Annotated in this window: 14 protein-coding genes; 8 read left to right on the forward strand and 6 right to left on the reverse strand. The window is 62.8% G+C overall.

What is annotated here, in order from left to right; genetic code table 11:
* Positions 1–43: 43 nt before the first annotated feature.
* The 4 genes from O3I_RS24185 to O3I_RS24200 all read right to left on the reverse strand — a co-directional run bounded on the left by O3I_RS24185 (position 44) and on the right by O3I_RS24200 (position 2,861).
* Entirely contained in the window at positions 44–799 is a 756-nt protein-coding gene (locus O3I_RS24185) for a class I SAM-dependent methyltransferase (RefSeq protein WP_041564263.1), read from the reverse strand.
* Between the two features lie 125 nt (positions 800–924).
* A complete protein-coding gene (locus O3I_RS24190; protein WP_014985622.1) occupies positions 925–1,935 on the reverse strand; it encodes an NAD-dependent epimerase/dehydratase family protein in 1,011 nt (336 codons plus the stop codon).
* 53 nt (positions 1,936–1,988) lie between these two features.
* Positions 1,989–2,414 carry a CGNR zinc finger domain-containing protein gene (locus O3I_RS44000; RefSeq protein WP_081594099.1) on the reverse strand — a complete coding sequence of 142 codons (426 nt, stop codon included), beginning with the start codon at positions 2,412–2,414 and terminating at the stop codon, positions 1,989–1,991.
* An 18-nt stretch (positions 2,415–2,432) separates the two neighbouring features.
* Positions 2,433–2,861 (reverse strand): uL11 family ribosomal protein, encoded by a 429-nt coding sequence (locus tag O3I_RS24200; protein ID WP_014985623.1) that lies wholly within the window; start codon positions 2,859–2,861, stop codon positions 2,433–2,435.
* A gap of 590 nt (positions 2,862–3,451) precedes the next feature.
* Between O3I_RS24200 and O3I_RS24205 the strand changes: the two genes are divergently transcribed.
* The 6 genes from O3I_RS24205 to O3I_RS24235 all read left to right on the forward strand — a co-directional run bounded on the left by O3I_RS24205 (position 3,452) and on the right by O3I_RS24235 (position 11,866).
* Entirely contained in the window at positions 3,452–4,567 is a 1,116-nt protein-coding gene (locus O3I_RS24205; protein WP_014985624.1) for a cytochrome P450, read from the forward strand.
* A gap of 478 nt (positions 4,568–5,045) precedes the next feature.
* Entirely contained in the window at positions 5,046–6,527 is a 1,482-nt protein-coding gene (locus tag O3I_RS24215) for an acyl-CoA dehydrogenase family protein (RefSeq protein WP_041562834.1), read from the forward strand.
* 1,044 nt (positions 6,528–7,571) lie between these two features.
* Positions 7,572–8,138, forward strand: coding sequence for a hypothetical protein (locus tag O3I_RS24220; RefSeq protein WP_041562835.1), 567 nt, complete (start codon positions 7,572–7,574; stop codon positions 8,136–8,138).
* Between the two features lie 8 nt (positions 8,139–8,146).
* On the forward strand, positions 8,147–8,551 hold the full coding sequence (locus tag O3I_RS44005; RefSeq protein ID WP_167829169.1) for a YbaB/EbfC family nucleoid-associated protein: 405 nt from the start codon (positions 8,147–8,149) through the stop codon (positions 8,549–8,551).
* On the forward strand, positions 8,541–11,558 hold the full coding sequence (locus tag O3I_RS44965) for a hypothetical protein (RefSeq protein ID WP_148282707.1): 3,018 nt from the start codon (positions 8,541–8,543) through the stop codon (positions 11,556–11,558). The genes O3I_RS44005 and O3I_RS44965 overlap by 11 nt, the downstream gene beginning before the upstream one ends.
* Entirely contained in the window at positions 11,555–11,866 is a 312-nt protein-coding gene (locus tag O3I_RS24235) for a hypothetical protein (protein ID WP_014985629.1), read from the forward strand. The genes O3I_RS44965 and O3I_RS24235 overlap by 4 nt, the downstream gene beginning before the upstream one ends.
* 104 nt (positions 11,867–11,970) lie before the next feature.
* Here the strand turns inward: O3I_RS24235 and O3I_RS44010 are convergent, their stop codons facing one another.
* Positions 11,971–12,648: a class I SAM-dependent methyltransferase gene (locus O3I_RS44010; RefSeq protein WP_014985630.1), complete on the reverse strand. Its 678-nt coding sequence runs from the start codon at positions 12,646–12,648 to the stop codon at positions 11,971–11,973.
* A gap of 317 nt (positions 12,649–12,965) precedes the next feature.
* Between O3I_RS44010 and O3I_RS24245 the strand changes: the two genes are divergently transcribed.
* A complete protein-coding gene (locus O3I_RS24245; RefSeq protein WP_337587870.1) occupies positions 12,966–13,565 on the forward strand; it encodes an AraC family transcriptional regulator in 600 nt (199 codons plus the stop codon).
* Here O3I_RS24245 and O3I_RS44970 read toward each other — a convergent pair.
* Positions 13,501–14,556 (reverse strand): styrene monooxygenase/indole monooxygenase family protein, encoded by a 1,056-nt coding sequence (locus tag O3I_RS44970; RefSeq protein ID WP_141692147.1) that lies wholly within the window; start codon positions 14,554–14,556, stop codon positions 13,501–13,503. The two genes, O3I_RS24245 and O3I_RS44970, sit on opposite strands and share 65 nt — an antisense overlap.
* Before the next feature lie 344 nt (positions 14,557–14,900).
* Between O3I_RS44970 and O3I_RS24255 the strand changes: the two genes are divergently transcribed.
* Complete coding sequence (locus tag O3I_RS24255) at positions 14,901–17,501, forward strand: AAA family ATPase (protein ID WP_081594102.1); 2,601 nt, start codon at positions 14,901–14,903, stop codon at positions 17,499–17,501.
* Positions 17,502–17,544 lie beyond the last annotated feature (43 nt).

Raw genomic sequence — 17,544 nt, forward strand, 5'->3', positions numbered from 1 at the left:
ATCGACAAGTTGACGGTAGTCACGAATCCTGTGCTTTCCAGGCTCATACGCGCAGGGTGCAGCGAAAGACTTCGGTTACCAACGGGAAGTCGAAAGTCTCTCCGCGGAGCGCGGGAGCTTCTCGAAGGTACTCCGAAACACTGTTCAGCAACGCCTCTCGCTCTCGCTGGGAAACCGCCCGTACGACCGCGTGGGTACCGATCATCCCGGTTAGCGACGTCACGGTACACGGGCATGCCTGAGCGAATCCGGCATGTTCCACACTCGTGAACGACTCGTGCGCGGGCAGGCGTTGTTCTTCGGAATCCTCCGCCAAAAACGGGACGACCTGATGCAGACCGGACACCCAGGGCACGATCGTGTCATGTTGATTCCACAGTGCGGCGCAGGTGCCACCGGGGCGCAGCACTCGGGCAACTTCGGAAAGAGCTCGATCTCGATCGAACAGGTGGAACGCCTGCCCGATGAGCACGGCATCCATCGAATTGTCCGGCAGGGGGATCGCCTCGGCGCTACCGGCCTTCACAACCACCTGAGGATATTGATCGGCCAGAGTCGCTCGCATCCACTCGTCAGGTTCCACGGCCGTTACCCTCGCTCCGATCGCCACCAGATTGGCGGTCAATTTGCCTGTCCCAGAGCCGAGATCGAGGATGTGCAGGTTCCGGCGTCGGCACTGCTTCAGCGCCCAGTCCGTGGCTGCCATCGGGTAGTTCGGGCGGAATTGCGCATAATCTTCAACACGATGGTGAAAAGGTGGAGCGTGTTTTCGCCAGCGCCCTGTCTCCGCCCATGTCATGTCAGGACAGTACGACACGGAGGACATACTCACTTCCCATAACCGGGAAGCGAAAAGCACCGTCAGGACATGGGCTCCGAATAGCGAACCGCCGACAAGTCCGAGCCAGCCCGCGGAGTGCACGTTCAGCGAAGCTCGGTCAAGCCGTCTGCGAAGGTGACGATCGGCCGGTAGCCGAGTTCGTGGCGGGCCTTGCTAATGTCGAATCGCCTTGACAACGCGAGGAATTCGACCTCGAAGACGGTAATCGGCGGTCGCCCCGGCAGCAGCGGCCCCGACCACAGCGCTTCACAGATGCGCGCGAACGGGAACAGGATACGTGAAGGCAACGAGCGCCGCGGCATAGGAGCGTTCATCGCCTCCAGCAGACCGGACAAGAATTCGCGATGGGGCATCGGTTCACCGTTGGTGATGAAATACGTTGCACCCGGAGTGCCCTCAGTAAGTGCGGCGACAACGGCTGCCGCCACATTGTCGACGTGGACGTGCTCGAAAACGGCAGTGCCATGATCGATCAGCGGCAACCTACCTGCCATGGCTCGGCAGACGAGATCGGCTACCGTCGTCGAACCCGGGCCCCAAATGAATGTCGGCCGTAGCACGATTGACTCGATGGAGTTCTGGCGCGCCCTGACGATCTGTTCGGCCTGGAGTTTCGCGCGACCGTAGCGCGAACTCTGGTGCGACGGTTCCGAATCCGCCTCCGTGACATCCAGGAGTGGCTTGCCATCCTGCATGACCGACTCACTGCTGATCAAAACGAAACGCCGGACCTGATGCGTCTCGGCCGCCGCAAGCAGATCCCGTGTCGGCGTGACGATACTGGCGTCGTACTCGGACCAGGACGCCCACTCGGCGACGAGCCCGCCGGCGTGGATCACTACTTCGACTCCCGCCAGACATCCTGCCCACCGCCCGACTTCGGTCAGGTCACCGATGACCACGGTGGCACCTTCAACCGTGCGGCCGGACCCGCGAACAAGCGCCAGCACCTCATGCCCGGCATTGACCAGCCTAGCTACGATTCGGCGACCCAGGAACCCTGTAGCCCCGGTCACGAAGACCTTCATGATCTCCTCCTGGCCACCATTGTCGAGGTCATCATTGTCGAGGTTGTCCAGCAGCCTGGCCTCCACCACCGGGAACCGTGCCCGGCTCCCCTCACCCGCCCGCCGACTTCGGGCTGCAATCAATCCGGCGATACGGGTGAGACGACCCCATACCCAGCCTTGCGACGATGAGAGTCGCAGTATCGACGGTTGTTGCCGTTGGTTCGGTCAATGAACACTGCCGGACATGAATGTACATCGCAGATCTTGACGCGCCGCCAGCCATCAGCGGCGACAAGTTGGGCAATGCTCAGCAGGCACTCCGCGGCCGACACCGGAGCATCCGCCTCGAGCGTCCAACCCTGGACGGTGTTATGTACGCGCACGGTGATGCCGGCTTGTTCCATCAGCGAATTCAGTATGTCGGCCGCCGCGCCGTGATCGCCTCGAACAGCCGACGCCACCATCGCTCGCAGATGAGGTGCTCGGGACGTCACCTGTTCGAAGCCTGACAGGCCAGGCTCCAACGCCGACAACTCCGGCGCGGCCGCACGCGATCTTCTCATCCGAGTCCTCGCAGTCCGTCATTCGATACCAACGCCCATCGACCGCGCCGTACCCGCCACGATCCGCATCGCGGCGTGGATGTCAGCGGTGTTCAGGTCGGGCAGCTTTCGTTCGGCGATATCACGCAGTTGCTGCTCGGTGAGCACCGCGACATACTCGTGTCCCGGTCGGCTCGACCCGCGGGTCATTGCGAGCGCCGCGCGAATCAATGCCGACGTGGGCGGTGTCTTCAAGCGAATCGACCACTTCCGGTCCGGCGTGAAGACGATCACCGCCGGAATGATCTGGCCGCGACTCGCCGCGGTCAACGCGTCGTACTCCTTTTTCACCTCGAACGGCGGGATACCGGTCGGGCCGAGCATCTTGCCGAGTTCAGCTATCGAGGCATTGCCTGCTTCGAGGTGTATCGTCACGGTTCTGACCTGTTCGGCCGTGTTGTTCGCCATTACCGCAGGCTAGGGATTGACGCTACGGAAGAGTCAACCGATGCCAGTCATTCCCACCGCTGGTGACAGCGGAGCACTCGCCTGTGCGTAGACTTAGGTGAGTTCTGCTGAACCCTGGTGTGGTCGAATGTCTTTGGCGTACCGCCTGGGTTTGATCGGGTCAGACGGCCGAGCACTCACGGCTGCGCGAGCAGAGGAGTCCATACATGTTCACGTCGCATCGCCGGACCCGGCCGCGGACCACAATCCTTCGCTTCGCGTTCCGATTATCCCAGTAGCGCCGGCCATTTTCCAAACTGCCCGCCTTCTGGATGCCGCCCGGGGGCGGATGTCCGCGCGTGCACGAAATGGGTTGCCGCCACTCGAGTCCTTCCTACCGTGAGCCCAGCAGCGATCACTGCGGTATTCCCGCCATCCCTCGGCTTCCGTTCCAGCTAAGGAGAACTGTGCAGCAGCACGCCCGATCGGCTCACCAGAAGAATCCGCCTAGGCCGATAGAGGCGGTCGGACCTCGAATTCCGATATATACTGAGGAATTCGCCGCTGATCCGCACGATGCGTACCGCAGAATGCGGAGTCACTACGGGACGATGGTGCCGGTGGAGATCTGGCCCGCCGTGCCTGCCACCTTGGTGATCGGCTATCGCACTGCGGTCCGGATTCTGAACGACCCCGAACATATGTCCGCCGATCCGCGCCCATGGCAGAAATCGGTTCCATCGAATCTACCCATCATGCCGATGATCGAGTGGCGACCGAACGCGTTGCGCAGCAACGGAAACACCGCCGAGCACACGCGATACCGCAAGGCGACCAACGACGCCCTGGCCGGGATCGATCAACATGCCCTGCGAATCTCGGTGGAAAGGTCGGCGGTCCCGCTTATCAATTCCTTCTGCGAGACGGGATACGCGGATCTGCTGAGCCAATATTGCCTTCCTCTGGTGTTCACCGTGCTCAACCTGGTGCTCGGCTGCCCGCCACACGTTGGTCAGCAGGTCGCCGAAGCCAGTAAAGCCTTGTTCGAAGGAGTTGATACGGTGACGGTGAACGCGATGCTCGACTCCGCGCTGCTCGAACTTACCCGGCTCAAGCGTGCACAACCCGGCGACGACGTCACCACACGGCTGGTGCAGCATCCGGCCGGCCTGACCGACACGGAAATGATCCACCAACTCGTCACCTGTTACTCGGCAGGTATCGAGATTCCGCAGAACCTGGTCGCGAACACCTTGCTGCTGATGTTGACCGACCGGAGACGGTTCATGGGAAACGAGCTCGGGTTTCCCCCGTCGACCAGGTCTGCGCTGGATGAGATATTGGCAATCGATCCACCCCTGGCCAATTACTGCATCACTTACCCGTTGCAGCCCATTCTGATCGATAACATCTGGTTGCCTGCGAATCAGCCGGTGATCACCAGTATGGCGGCGTGCAACAACAGTCCTGAACTCAACACCGGCGACTACGCGGGCAACGGATGGAACCTGGCGTGGGGCGCGGGACCTCATGCCTGCCCTATGCTCGCTCGATCCGTCGCGCAGCTAATTGCGCACGACGCCATCGACCAACTGCTCGACGCCCTGCCGGAGTTGGAGCTCGCCGTCCCCGCCGGCGAACTCGTTTGGCGCCCGGGCCCGTTCCACCGCGCCCTCACCCAGTTGCCTGTCACGTTTCCCAAGGCACCACCGCTCAACCTCAGGTAAGGACCGCCTATGGCCTAGCCGCGACGATCAATCCGATGAAAGGCCGGGCAGCAGCCGACCGGTTTCTGCCCGGTGAAATAGCCCGTGCTCCTTCCCTCGAGCGACCTCCGCACGGGCAGACTCCAGCATCAGGGCGAGTGCAATGACAACCACAGATCCTGCCGTTGACCGGCTGACCGCCATACCACCGTCGCGATACCCCGAATTCGGCGCAAGCACACCAACCGTGGCCGCGTTACGGGAAGTGATCTTCGGTTCACATACCGCATTGCATACCCGGGTACGCGATATCGTGGTCAGTCTGTCCGATTTGCCACGATCCGGGCTGACTTTCACGCAAGAGACGCAGACCGCACCTGTTCTCCTGCGCACGGTTATTGCTGAGTTGGGTCGCCCAGCGCGTGATATCACTGCGGATGTACACCTGCGAGGTGCGCTCTGTGACTGGGCTCAGATCGCGGCTCCTCGACTGTTGCTCGTGCTCACCGGGCATTTCGATCTGGCGGTCGGTGCCATTCTCGCGCTGGGCAACGACTCTCCTTACCAACAAGAATGCCTTGCCGAACTGGACACCGGAGCCACGATCGGGGTGCTGATGCTGACCGAACTCGGCGGCACCAACGGCGCCGATCAGCAGACCACCACTCGCTGGGATCCCACCACCGAGACCTTCCTGCTCAACACACCATCGGCTACCGCGGTCAAGATCATGCCCAATGTCGCCGACGCCACCGAACCGAAGACCGCGATCGTCACCGCCCGGCTGCTTATCGACGGACAAGACGAGGGCGTGCTGCCGTTCTTGCTCAGGCTGCGCACGCGAGACGGACTGGCTGACGGCATCGAGGTGGTGCGGCTACCGGACAAGGTTTCCGCGCCGATGGACCACGCGATGGTCCGCTTCAACGACGTGCGACTGCCCCGCGAGGCGCTGCTGGGCGGCGACTGGGCTCGGTTGTCCCCGGACGGCCGCTTCGCTTGTGTGCTCCCGCCCCGCAAGAGATTCCACCGCGCGATCAATGTGCTTGGCAACGGTCGTCTGGACCTGGCCAACGCTGCCGTCGCCAGCGCCCGCGCTGCACTGGCCGGTCTGGTCAACTACACCCGCCAACGCCGACCCGGCTCCGGTGTGCTGATGGCCGATCGCGATGCGGTGCAACGAGACCTGGCGACGGCGCTGGCTGCGGTCTACGCCACCAGCAGCTTGGGGCTGTGCCTGCGGGAGCTCCGCGCGACTGGAACCGACCGGGACCATGCGGTGTGGTCGATGCTGGCAAAACCGTTGCTGTCCAACACCGCCCACCAGGTGCTCATGATGTGCAGGCAACGCGCCGCAGCTCAGGGAGCGCTGCGTATCAACCACATCGTCGACTGGATCGGCAACCTCGAGGCCATTATCACCGCAGAAGGGGAAAACCAGATAATGCAGGTCACCGCAGGCAAACAGGGCGAACGACTGACCGCATTGGAACTACCCCATACGCGTGAAACTCCTTGGTACATCGAGACACTCACCGAACGAGAGCACACGATCGCCGCCGACGTACGCAACGGCGACTACCGATCAGCCGGTAGCGTGCTGGGTCCCGACTCGGCCGCCATCGAGTTGGCCACCGCGACCGCCGAACGCCTCGCGGCGACAGCGTTGAGCACGGCCGCGCTGAATACCGACGATCCGACCGCGAAAGAGCTGACGACGGCCGCGGCGGCGGCCTATGCGCTCGAACGCATCCACGCGCGAGGCACCTGGTACGTCGCGCATAGTCGGATGTCGCCAGGACAGGCCGCGAGTCTGACTACCGAACTCAACCGCCACCACGCCGTACTCACCGCGCACCTGCCGACGATGGTTGCCGCATTCGACATACCCCGACTCTCCGGCCCGCTCTTCGCCACCGACTACATCCAGGCGTGGCAGGACTACGCGGGATGGCGCGCTCCGGCAAGCACCGAGCACTGACCGCCAGTTCCCACCGTTGGGGGCACAATCGAGCGAACGCTCGGTCCCCCTCACGATAATGGTTTGCCATTTGGAGTCGAATAGCCGGCACCGCACACCCGGAGTGTTGCCATGAATCGAACCTTGCACATCGATCTAGCCGCGCTGCGCGCCTCCAGACAAGAACTCGACAGAATGGCCGCCGACGCGGCCGATCTCCTCACTCGCCTCAGGTCAAGTCTCGAGCAGGCTGGTCCCTGTTGGGGATCGGATCGACCCGGACGGACGTTCGCACAAGGATACGAACCGAACTGCGCGGACGCGTTGCGCGAGCTCAACGAACTGGTCGGAGTGCTCAATCAGATGGGCCATTCCCTCACCGACACTGCGAACGCGTTCAATGAACGCGACATCACGGTTGCCGAACAGATGCGCAGAAGTGTTGCGTCGAGTGACGATTCCACCGCGCATGTTCCGCCCCCGATACCACCGGACCCCGATGCTCAACCCGGCTTCGCCCAGTCACAGACCGCTGAGACCAGCAGTGAGGAGTCCGCGCCTAGATCGGACTGGGTTCTCACCGACCCGGTGCGGCCCAGCAGCACACCCCCCGGCACTCCCCTGTCTGCTCCCGGACTGGTCGACCAACCGGCACCCGTTCCAGGACAACCGATCACCCGACCCGCGCCCGACCACCTCCCTACATCAGCCAAGGCTCCCTCGCCGGTCACGTCAGTGCCCCCTGCCGCAACGGCCGACCACGGCCCGAGTCCATCACTCGCGGCGCGCAACGACCGACCGGGCCGGAACTTTGCCACTGCGAGCCGAGCCAACACACCTTGGTCACCGCCGGTGGCCCCCGCCCGATCGCCGGCGGCCGATACGCCATGGCACCCGACGCATTCCGACCCGCAGACATCGCCGACGAGCTCCGCACCGCGATTCACGACATCGCGGACCAAGGACAGCGTCACACCAGAGCGCCCGGCGGCTGCCGCAGACTCCCGGGACGCAAGACCACGATTGAGCCTCACCGGCTTCGACCCCGACGGTACGGCAGGCGAAATGGTCGAAGCCGTGGAGATCTTGATGGAGCGGTATCCGATTCCCTTGCGGGGCATCGAGATCGCAGATCTAGGCGGCGGATGCCGATCCCCACTCGTGCTGCGCCGGGACGGACAGCCCGACACGGCGGCCGGTTTGTGGCTGATCGTGGACCGGTTGACACTGGCGGACGGTGCACCGTGTCGCGGGCGATCGCCACGGTGCTCAGAAGACTCGGTACCGCTCTCGGTCTCGCTGGCGCGCGGGTTCGGCTACGCGATGGACATGGCGAGCGAATACCGCGCCCACCGACGGGTGGAGCGGGCATTGATCGCCGACTACCTGCACGGCGCCGGCCGCGCACACGAGTCGCTCGGCCAGGCGGTCGCAGGCTATCGGCAGTGGCGAAGCCGATTCAGCGACCGATGCTTCGTCGGCGGGTCACTCGATCCCGGTGAGGCGCTGGCCGAAGGATTCGCCGAATTCGAAGCCCACGGCGACCAAGCGGGTGCTCATGCGCGACTGCTGCACCGATTGCTGATCGCCGAATGGGCAGCGAGTCCTCGTGTCGGCGATACACATTCATAGGAGGCGCAGTGGATCCGTGGCGACGAGAGAACTTGTGCTCGGTCAACACCAACCTCCGAAATCAGGTCGACTGCCTGCTAGACGCGTTGGAACAGCAGAGAGCGCAGGCAGCCGAGGTTCGCAAAGAACTGGCGGATCTACGGACAACCGCGAAATCTACAGACCGACTCGTAGCAGTAACAGTCGACGCCGACGGCGCGCTCGTCGACCTACGCATTACGGCCGCAGGAATACGAAAGACACCAGACGTCCTGCAGCGTTCGATCATCGAAGCGGCGCAGGCAGCGACCGCGCGCGCGAAAAAACAAAGCGCGGCGATGATACGCCCGATCAGTAGCGCGACAGCCGAGATACCGGGCCTCATCCCGGATGCCCCAGGCATCCAGGACAGCTACGGTCACCGTGACACTTAGACTGCCCGAAGCCCTACCGGACCCCGTTATGACGGTGGCGGTCGGGCATTTTCCCGATGGCGACGAGGACGGCATGCGCCGGGTCGCGGTCTGTTGGTCGGACACCGCCGAAGAGTGTCGTGCGCTGGCCCAACAGCACGAGACTGCAGCGGCAACGATATCGAAAGCCGTCGAAGGCGAGACCGGCACCGAGATAGCCCGGAAACACCAGGGATTGGCCGACACCTGGCGAGCCCGGGCCGATACCGCAGACGGTATCGCCGCGCAGGTGTTCGAGGGTGCCAACGCCGTCGAATTCGAAAAGTTGGTGATCATCGGTACCGCGGTGATTCTTGCTGCGCAGTTGGTCGTGGACGCCCTGATGATCGGCGCGGGTGGCGCTCTGAAAGCGCTCGCCGATCGCGCCGTCGCCGAAGCGACGATGCGCGCCGCGTGGCAGGTACTCCTGCAACGTTTGGCCGCAGTAAGCATTCGTTCGGCCGCGGAGCATCCGCTTCTCCACCTCACGAGCCGGGCAACGTTGTTCGGCGCGGCGCAAGGCGGTGGTGTCAACCTTGCCGCGCAGACGATCCAATCGCACGACGGGCACCGCAAGTCGATCGACTTCGCTTCCGCCGCGATCGCGACGGCGGCGGGCGCGGCGGGCGGCGCGGCTGGTATCGCCACCGCACGAGTGCTTGCGCCACCAGTGCTCCGCCTCGTCGGCACCTCGGCGGCAACGCGTTCCGAAAGTTTCGCCCGTGTTTTCGGATCCGCAGCTCTGCTCGGCTCGGCGGGTGGTCTGGTCGGCGGGATCGTCGGTGCGGGCGTGGCTGTTCCGCTGTCTGGCGGCACGCTCGACGCCGACAGTCTTACCGAGGCCGTGATCCCTGGCGTGGCCGGCGGGTTGATCGGCGCGGCCGGTGCAGGTGCCCGCGCCGCCAGATCCGCCATGGCGACCGTGCACGTCCCAGGCACTTCGCAGGGGACCATCGGGAACGGCGGACCCGACTTCGCGCTGCGCGCCACGCCGCTGGACCACTCCGACCCGCTGGCTCCCCACGGGATCGTCACGATGCCTTTCGACCCGTGGAATCCACCGGAGCATGTCGCACACCTGCCACACCTCCCGGAAAGCCCTGTTCGGGTCAACCACGTCACACGGCCGACAGAGCCGGAACCTTCGCATCACGATGTAGCACGTCCAGTTCCAGCCTCGGTAACAGCACGTACCGGCGCGGTGTGGCTCGGCCTCGGACAACCTGCCCCTGAGTTGATATCCGCGCCAGGTGGTGAAGAGCCCATGCACCTGGCACCGACCGCTAGTGGAGACGCCGACACGCCCGAAGGCTCTGGATCCCCCGAAAACTCCGGTGCGCAGCCGGGGATCGAAGGGCCGGACGGTCCGGAACCACAGACCCCAGCTACACCAACGGACACGGACCCCGGACGATCCGACCTCCCGGACAGCGGGCCTCCTGTGCCGCCACCGACCGACGCCGATCCGGCCCACTCGTCTCCCCCGGAGCCACCGAAAGACCCGGCCGATCCAGCCGACCACGCTGCTCCCGTACCGCCTGAACAACACGGCGGGCGTAGCGATGCCGCCGGTACCCCGTACGCCGAGATAACCGCGCTACCAGACGAGATACAGACAGTCCTGAACCGTATGAGAGAGCTACCCGGTGAACGCATTGCCATAGCCCACGCACAAGAACTGGTTGTCGCGCGATATCGGGAAAACGTCGAAATCCAAGCCCACCGGCAATATTGGAACCAATTCCGGGATGCGCTCGCCACCGAAATCCGTACAGGCAACGACGACCCCGACGCCGAACAGCGCGCACAACAGCACGCGGCGGCAGTCGTGAGGACTCCAGAAGCGCGTGCCGTCGTCGAGGCAGAAGCCACGAACTACACAACGCGCTGGGTGAACCGCGTCGGACCGGAACAGATCGTCCAAGACGCTTGGCTACAAGACCCCGATGCAGCATCCGCGGCCGGCGCGGCACCTGCGGCACGCACTTCCCATCCGCCGGTGATCGCACGCATGCTCGAAGAGGTCGCGAGCACCGGCCATCCGGATCGCGTGAAGTCCGCGGCCGAACGATTGATAGTCGCAAGCCACCAACACAATCTCACGGCCGAAGGCAATACCTTCGCACAGAAGCAGACCCGGCGGAACCTCGCTCAGTTCGTTGACGTGGGAATAACCGGCGATCGAGCGAAACGGCTCGCCCTGACGAAGACCGACGAGTTCTTGCGGACCAGCACGGCGCAGCGAACCGTCCGAGTGAACGCTGAAATGCGAACCAGGGAGTGGGCTGGAAATCTACAGGCACGAGCAGCCGAGTGGGGCGAAGACTTCACCCACTGGCTCAGCCGGATAGACCACATAGCAATGGTGCGCGACTATCTAGGTACCGTGGAGCAGCGAGCGGACGTCGTGGATGCCGCACGCCCGGACCTCTTCTTGAAAGGAGGCTCCGAATGGATGGATAAGCTTCGCAAGCACGCGACAGAACTAACGTCACTGTCCAGCCATCTGGAGGCCGAGAACCTGCCGAATGTGCGCCTACACCCCGACGAGGTCCACCGTAGCGTCCAGTTAGATCACCATCGAAAGATACGCGGGTTGTATGGCGAGATCAGAATGGTCGAACTATTCTTGGGACAGGTAGATTCAGTCAATCAGCTCGTATCATATTATGATCCGAAAACAAGTACGCAATGGAAAGCAGACATCGATGCTATAACAAATGGAGGCAGGTACTGGCGGGAAGCCAAGAATGTGCCAATCGCCGGCCAGGAAAGACAATTGGCAGCGTGGGTTAAACAAGCCCGTCGACAGCTAAAAATCTCCTATGAAAACACCGAATACTGGATCGGCGGGGCTCCGCCCAAAATCTCGTGGGTATTCGTCAATGGCGTCGATCCCAAGGTGAAGGAAGCGCTCAAGGCGATCAGGATCGCCGGGACTTGTCTCACCCCAAACTGCGGACCCTCTTGTCTCAAAAGCGCATCGTGACGATCCAGCAGATTATCGGAATCGAACAGACAGATATCGAGGATCTTTTCGAGCCCAGTGACTATCTGAGGCTCTACAATCGTGCCACCCGCGCCAGACTGCGCCCGAATCAGCTCCCACCAGGCGCGGGAATCGTCGATCGGATCACGAAGGCGCGAGGTGCCGCATTCGTCGAGCGGCACGAAGTCGCCGACCTCTTGCTACACGATCGGCTGAAAGCCGTCACCAAACTCAGAGCGGCCACACTCGCCAACTTCGAGGCTCTGTTCACGTTGATCAACGCCACCAGACCCGACGTCCGAACGTAAATAGCCGTCGCGCATCCGAGCCGAGGTAGCGGTTTCGAAGCCCGGCGCTGCAGGGCACAATCGGCTACGCTTGAACCAGCAACGAGGTGATCTCGATGTAACAATCAGGCGGTATTGTCCGCGCGGTAGAATGTGAGTCGACCGACGACGCGGTGGCGTATGGATTCGATTGCGGCGCAGTGGAGTCCAGCAGTTTCGAGTAGTCGAGAGATACAGCTACCAAGGTTGTCTGCAAGCCGCGAATTGCGCAGGTACATTCGTGCGGCAAAGCCATCGGCGGGGGTCATATCACCGCCGATGTCGACCAGGTGCAGTCGCCCACCAGGACGCAGAACACGTTTCACCTCTGCGGCCATGGCGACCTTCGCCTCGGGTCCGAGGTGGTGCAGCATCATCGAGGACAGCACACGATCGAATTCGTTGTCAGGATAGGGCAGTCGTTGGGCGTAGCCGCGATCGAATCGGATCCCGGTTCGCTTGGTCGCCTTCTTCTCGGCCAGGGCCAGTGCTCGAGGGTCGGGGTCGGATCCGACAATGACGGCACCGGGTTGGTCGGCATTGGCACGCAGGACGAGGTTGCCGGTGCCGCAGCCGATCTCGAGGACTTGATGTCCTGCTTCCAGTTCAGCCTGGCTGACGAGTTCATCGTAGAGCCTGTTTATGCCCAGCAGCCGGGTGCCGAGATCATAGATCGGCAGCAGCAGGCCATTGCCTGCCGCGGGCAGATAGTCGAGAGGGCTACCAATTGAGTGAGTTACCCGACGTGCACGATGTTGAGTCATGATATCGATGGTGAGCGCGTCGCGGGACGGAAAGTTGGACGATGTTCGGTCGGTATGGGACTGGGGCAGATGACGTGACCGACACCTCACGCTGCGTCCGTCAGCGGGACGGTATTCCGGTCTTCGACTATCGGACGGATCCGGCGATACCGCGGGTGACACTGCTACAACTCGATAGTGGGCACCCGCGCTGGCACAAGCATATCCACGAGTTCCCCGCGCTCGTATACGCACCGGGCGCTGGCGTAGTCGCTGTTGTGGCCGCCGGCCAAGTGATCGAACCCGCCGCTCATCCCTTGGTCGAGCACGCTGTCGCGGTGTTCTTCGACCCCGCCGTACTCGGCGACGATACGAGCGCCCCTTGGTTTGCTCACCCGCTGTTGTTTCCCTTCCAGCACCGGCAATCCGGCGGCTTGCTGCGGCTCGAACTCCCCACCGAATGTCGGCCGCGGTGGGATGTCACGATCGCGGCGATCGACACCGAGTTGACACGACAGGACAGCGGCTACCGACAGGCGGTTGCCGCACACCTCACGCTGCTGTTGGTCGATATCGCGCGGTTGGCTGCCGATGTGGTCACCGACCCACGCCGTGGTGCCGAACCCTTGCTTGTCGAGGTGTACGACCTCATCGAGGCGCGCTTCCGGCAACCATTTTCGCTGCGCGATATCGCAGATATGGTTGGTATGACGCCGGGGTACCTGACCAGTGTCGTCCGCGACCGCACGGGACGTACGGTCCAGCAGTGGATCATCGACCGGAGAATGACCGAGGCCCGTCGCTTGTTGATCGACACCGACCTGCCAATCGCCGAAATAGCCCGCCGTGTCGGTATTCCCGACCCGGGCTACTTCACCAGGCTATTCCGTCGCGAGAACCACGCCTCGCCGCGGGCGTGGCGATCGATGTCCGAATGAGCGATGTGTCTGCCGCACGCGATCTTGCGAGTGTCGAGCAGTTCGACTGCCGTAACGAATTCGGCCGGTCGGGTTCCACGGCCGACCGACGAACCACACCTTCCATCGAGCACGGCCTTGCGGTCCGCCACATCCAATCCCGGTCGAACACACCACCTGCGCTGGTGAGAATGCGTTCCGCATAGCGAAGCGCGCAGTGCACTGCGTTGTTGACTCCCTGAGCACCGCCGAGACCCCGCTCCCGGACGGCGTCGCCACCGCCGAGCATCAGCCGACCGGAAGGCAGCACACCGACCGGAATCCGCCTTCGAGGAATGACGTCACCGGTCATGGTGGCGCCGGGATCGATCAATTCGGCGTACCGGTAGCGGTGCGAGATCCCTTCGGGCAGGAGTTCTTCTAGCACTGCCTGAGCGCGCCGCAACCGCTCGTAGGGTGCGTCGATGACCCCGAAAACGTCAAGGCTATCGCCGGGAACCGCTTCAAAAAGGAGTACCTCGCAGGCGCGTTCAGCGCCAGGCCTGCCGCTCAACGCGGTATAGGAAACAATCTCGCCGAGGCCCGGCAATACAAAACAACTCCCCATGCCCGAGGCACGCGGCCGGACACCGCTGAGGTACAGCACCGCAGTACGACGCACCGGGTCAGCAGGAGCCAAACGTCCGAGAGAAGGGAAGCACTCCATCAAATCGTGTGCACCGTGAGTTACCACAGTCAATTCGTGCTCCGCCGCCCAGTCGTCTATATTCTCACGACTCAGCTCATCGATGATCAGGTTTCCACCCATTCGAGCGTAAAGTTCTAACCAGCGCGCGAACACGGTTCGCTGATCGACGCTCTGCGCCGGTCGGACGAAATGTTGCGCCCACGCATGCACAGCGCGTTGTTCTACTACAACCGTCACGTCGATACCTCGGATCTTCGGCGCGGAATCTTGCCAGAAGCCGAGACCTAGATCGTTCTGGATGTCCAGGGTGGCCGAGAACTTCATCTGCGCGCCTGTCACCGAACCCGCGAGTAGGGAACCGGCCGACCGATCGGTGACCAGCGTGACCGGCCACCCTCGTTGGAGAAGCTGATGCGCCAGTGAAAGCCCACATTCGCTCCCTCCCACAACCTGTACGTGCCGCATTGCCTTCCGCCTTCGAGGTCGAGTCCGCTACTAAGACAATCTCCCCACACAGCGAACCGCCAGCGCATCGGTGGCCGCACAGCAACTCCACCTATGTGCGATGGGCAGCCGCAGGTCAGGGCCACCGCGCCACACCGGACACGACACACGTACCGAGTACGCGACACCCACCGAGGAACGACGGAATCCGCGTGGCTTCGACCATGAAATGGGTAGGGTTGGCTACTGTGCCGAGAGCTGATGTAGATGCACTGGGTAATCCCCCGACTGCCGCGAACAATTTCGTAGGTCGCGGGCCCGAGTTGACACGAATCATTTCTCTCCTACTCGGCTCCGCACGCCTCATCACGCTGATCGGTCCCGGCGGCATCGGTAAGACTCGACTGGCCGGCGAAGCGATCCGCCGATACCAGAGGGCGAAGAACGACCCGGTTTACTGGGTGCGGCTGGCACGTATGCCACGAGACTCGAGCCGGGGATCCATCGAAGAAGAGGTCGCACAGTCGGTATTGGACGGCGATTTCTCTGCGCGGTCGACATTCGATGCGTTGGTCGCACGATTCATGACCGCCCATGCCGGCAGCGCACCGGAAACGGTCCTCGTGATGGACAACTGCGAACACGTCCTAGCCGGCGCGGGTGAACTCATCGCGGACCTCTTGGCGGCCGTGCCAACGTTGACGATCTTGGCGACGAGTAGAGCGGCTGTAGGCTGGGTCGACGAATATGCGGTAGTCGTGCCTCCACTCACCCGGCTCGAGTCCATCGCGCTGTTTCGACAACGCGCCGACCTCGTCGGCCAAGGCATCATCGAGGATGGGCAGATCTCGATGGTGACCTCGATCTGTCATCATCTTCATCACCACCCGCTGTACGTGCGCCTGGCCGCCGCGCGACTGCTGCGGCAGCCGCTCCCGATGATCTTGCACGAGCTGAGCGGCAAGGCGGACGACAAGCGAATGTGGTGGGCAAATGGTCCGCGAGTGGGCACCGATCCGCGCCATCGAGCTGTCGGCGATGTCATCGCCTGGTCCTACGATCTCTGCGATGACCGAGAGCGGCTGTTGCTGGAGCGGATGTCGGTATTCGTCGCCGGATACGACGTGAATCCCGAGGAAGGGCGAGACAACATTTCTGAGGTCGGCGTTGACATCTCGGCTGTACGGTCGATCTGCGCCGACGACGAGACCTTGGGTTCAGACGATATCGAACGGACGCTGGAGCGACTTGTCGATCAGTCGCTCGTCATCGCTCATATCGGCACAAACGAAGTTCGATACTCGCTATTGGAGAGCATCCGGCTCTTCGCGCAACGGAAGCTTCGCGAACGGTCGGTCGATGACGCAGACGAGAACGCACGACTGGCCGAACGACACCTGCAGTACTACCACCAGCGTGTGCTAGAGGCTCGAGCCACCTGGTTCAGCCCAGCCGAACGTGCGCTGTTGGACTGGTCCAGAGCCGAGTGGGACAACATTCTGACCGCGATAGAGTTCAGCCTCACCGCGCGCGGACATGCAGCGACGGGGCTGGAGATATGCAGCGGGCTGATCGCGCTTCGTGCGCCCTTCCACAAAGGGTCCATCCGTATCACCCGACAGTGGACCGAACGCAGTTTGGCAGCAGCCCGGACAACATCGCGATGCCCAGCCGACCTCGAAATAGATGCGTTGGCGCAACTTGTGATGCTCACACTGTGCCAAGGCCAGCACGGTGCGGCAGGGCGATTTCTCGAAGACTGCATCGCAATTTGCCTACCGTCGAATCACTCCGGAGGTCCGTGGCGTGATACCGCCGAGACCGATATCGGCCTGCCGGCACCCGCGGAGTTCGCGTGGGGCGCGGAGCTCATGCTGACCCACCGGGATCCGCGCGCGATAGCAGTTCTGCAGCGGGCACGACGAAAATATGACGAATCAGGTGATACCGGCGGCTCCGCAACGAGCGATCTATTCGCCGCAGTAGCTGCCGCCTTGCTTGGGACAGCGCAGCAGGCCTTCGATAACGCTCAAAGAATTCGTGATCGCTCTACGAAATCTGGCGCGCTGTGGACGAAATCCTGGGCTGAGATGGTCTGGGCACTGGCGTTGACCATGCATGGTCGACCCGAGGAGGCACTCGAATTCGTACGCAATGCACTCGAATACCAGGTATCCAGTGGCGATCAATGGGGTGCGCTCTGGGCCGTAGAATTCAGAATATGGTCGCTCGCGCACATGATTTCCGATATGAAGCACGATCCCGACTGTCCGACCGACCGACTCCGATCCCTCGCCGCGGAGGCCGCGCTGCTGATGGGCGGTACTCGTACCCTCCGGGCTCGACTCGGAATCGGCCTTGGACTCCGACTCGAAGCCAACGAGTTGGGACTGTTCGGACATGAAACGCTCAAGGCCATCGAGTCCGCGCTGCAAGTACTCGGACGTGAGCAATTCAATGCGGCCGTGGCTCGCGGTACAAAGCTGCGACCGGATCACGCCGAGGTACAGCGACTGGTCCTCGGCACACTGCAAGCCACACACTCAGCCTCCACGCAAACGACCACCGAGCCACCCCGGTGGGCCAGCCTGTCAGCCGCCGAGCGCGAGGTGGCCATCTTGGCCGCAGCGGGTTGGACCAACAGCAGCGTCGCAGCTCGCCGCGGCAGCTCCATCAAGACCGTCGACGCTCAAGTCGCGGCGATACTCCGCAAACTGGAAATCACCGCCCGTGGCGACATCGTTCGCCAGGTACCCCAGGAAAGACTCGAGCAGGTGCGCATCGAGGCGGCGCGTCGGCCCGGGCGCCAGCGCAGAAGTTCATAGGTCGGGTGCAGCGTAATCCGTTAAACAGCGATTAGTTCGTGTG

The organism is Nocardia brasiliensis ATCC 700358 (assembly GCF_000250675.2).
In the GTDB taxonomy this organism is placed as follows: domain Bacteria; phylum Actinomycetota; class Actinomycetes; order Mycobacteriales; family Mycobacteriaceae; genus Nocardia; species Nocardia brasiliensis_B.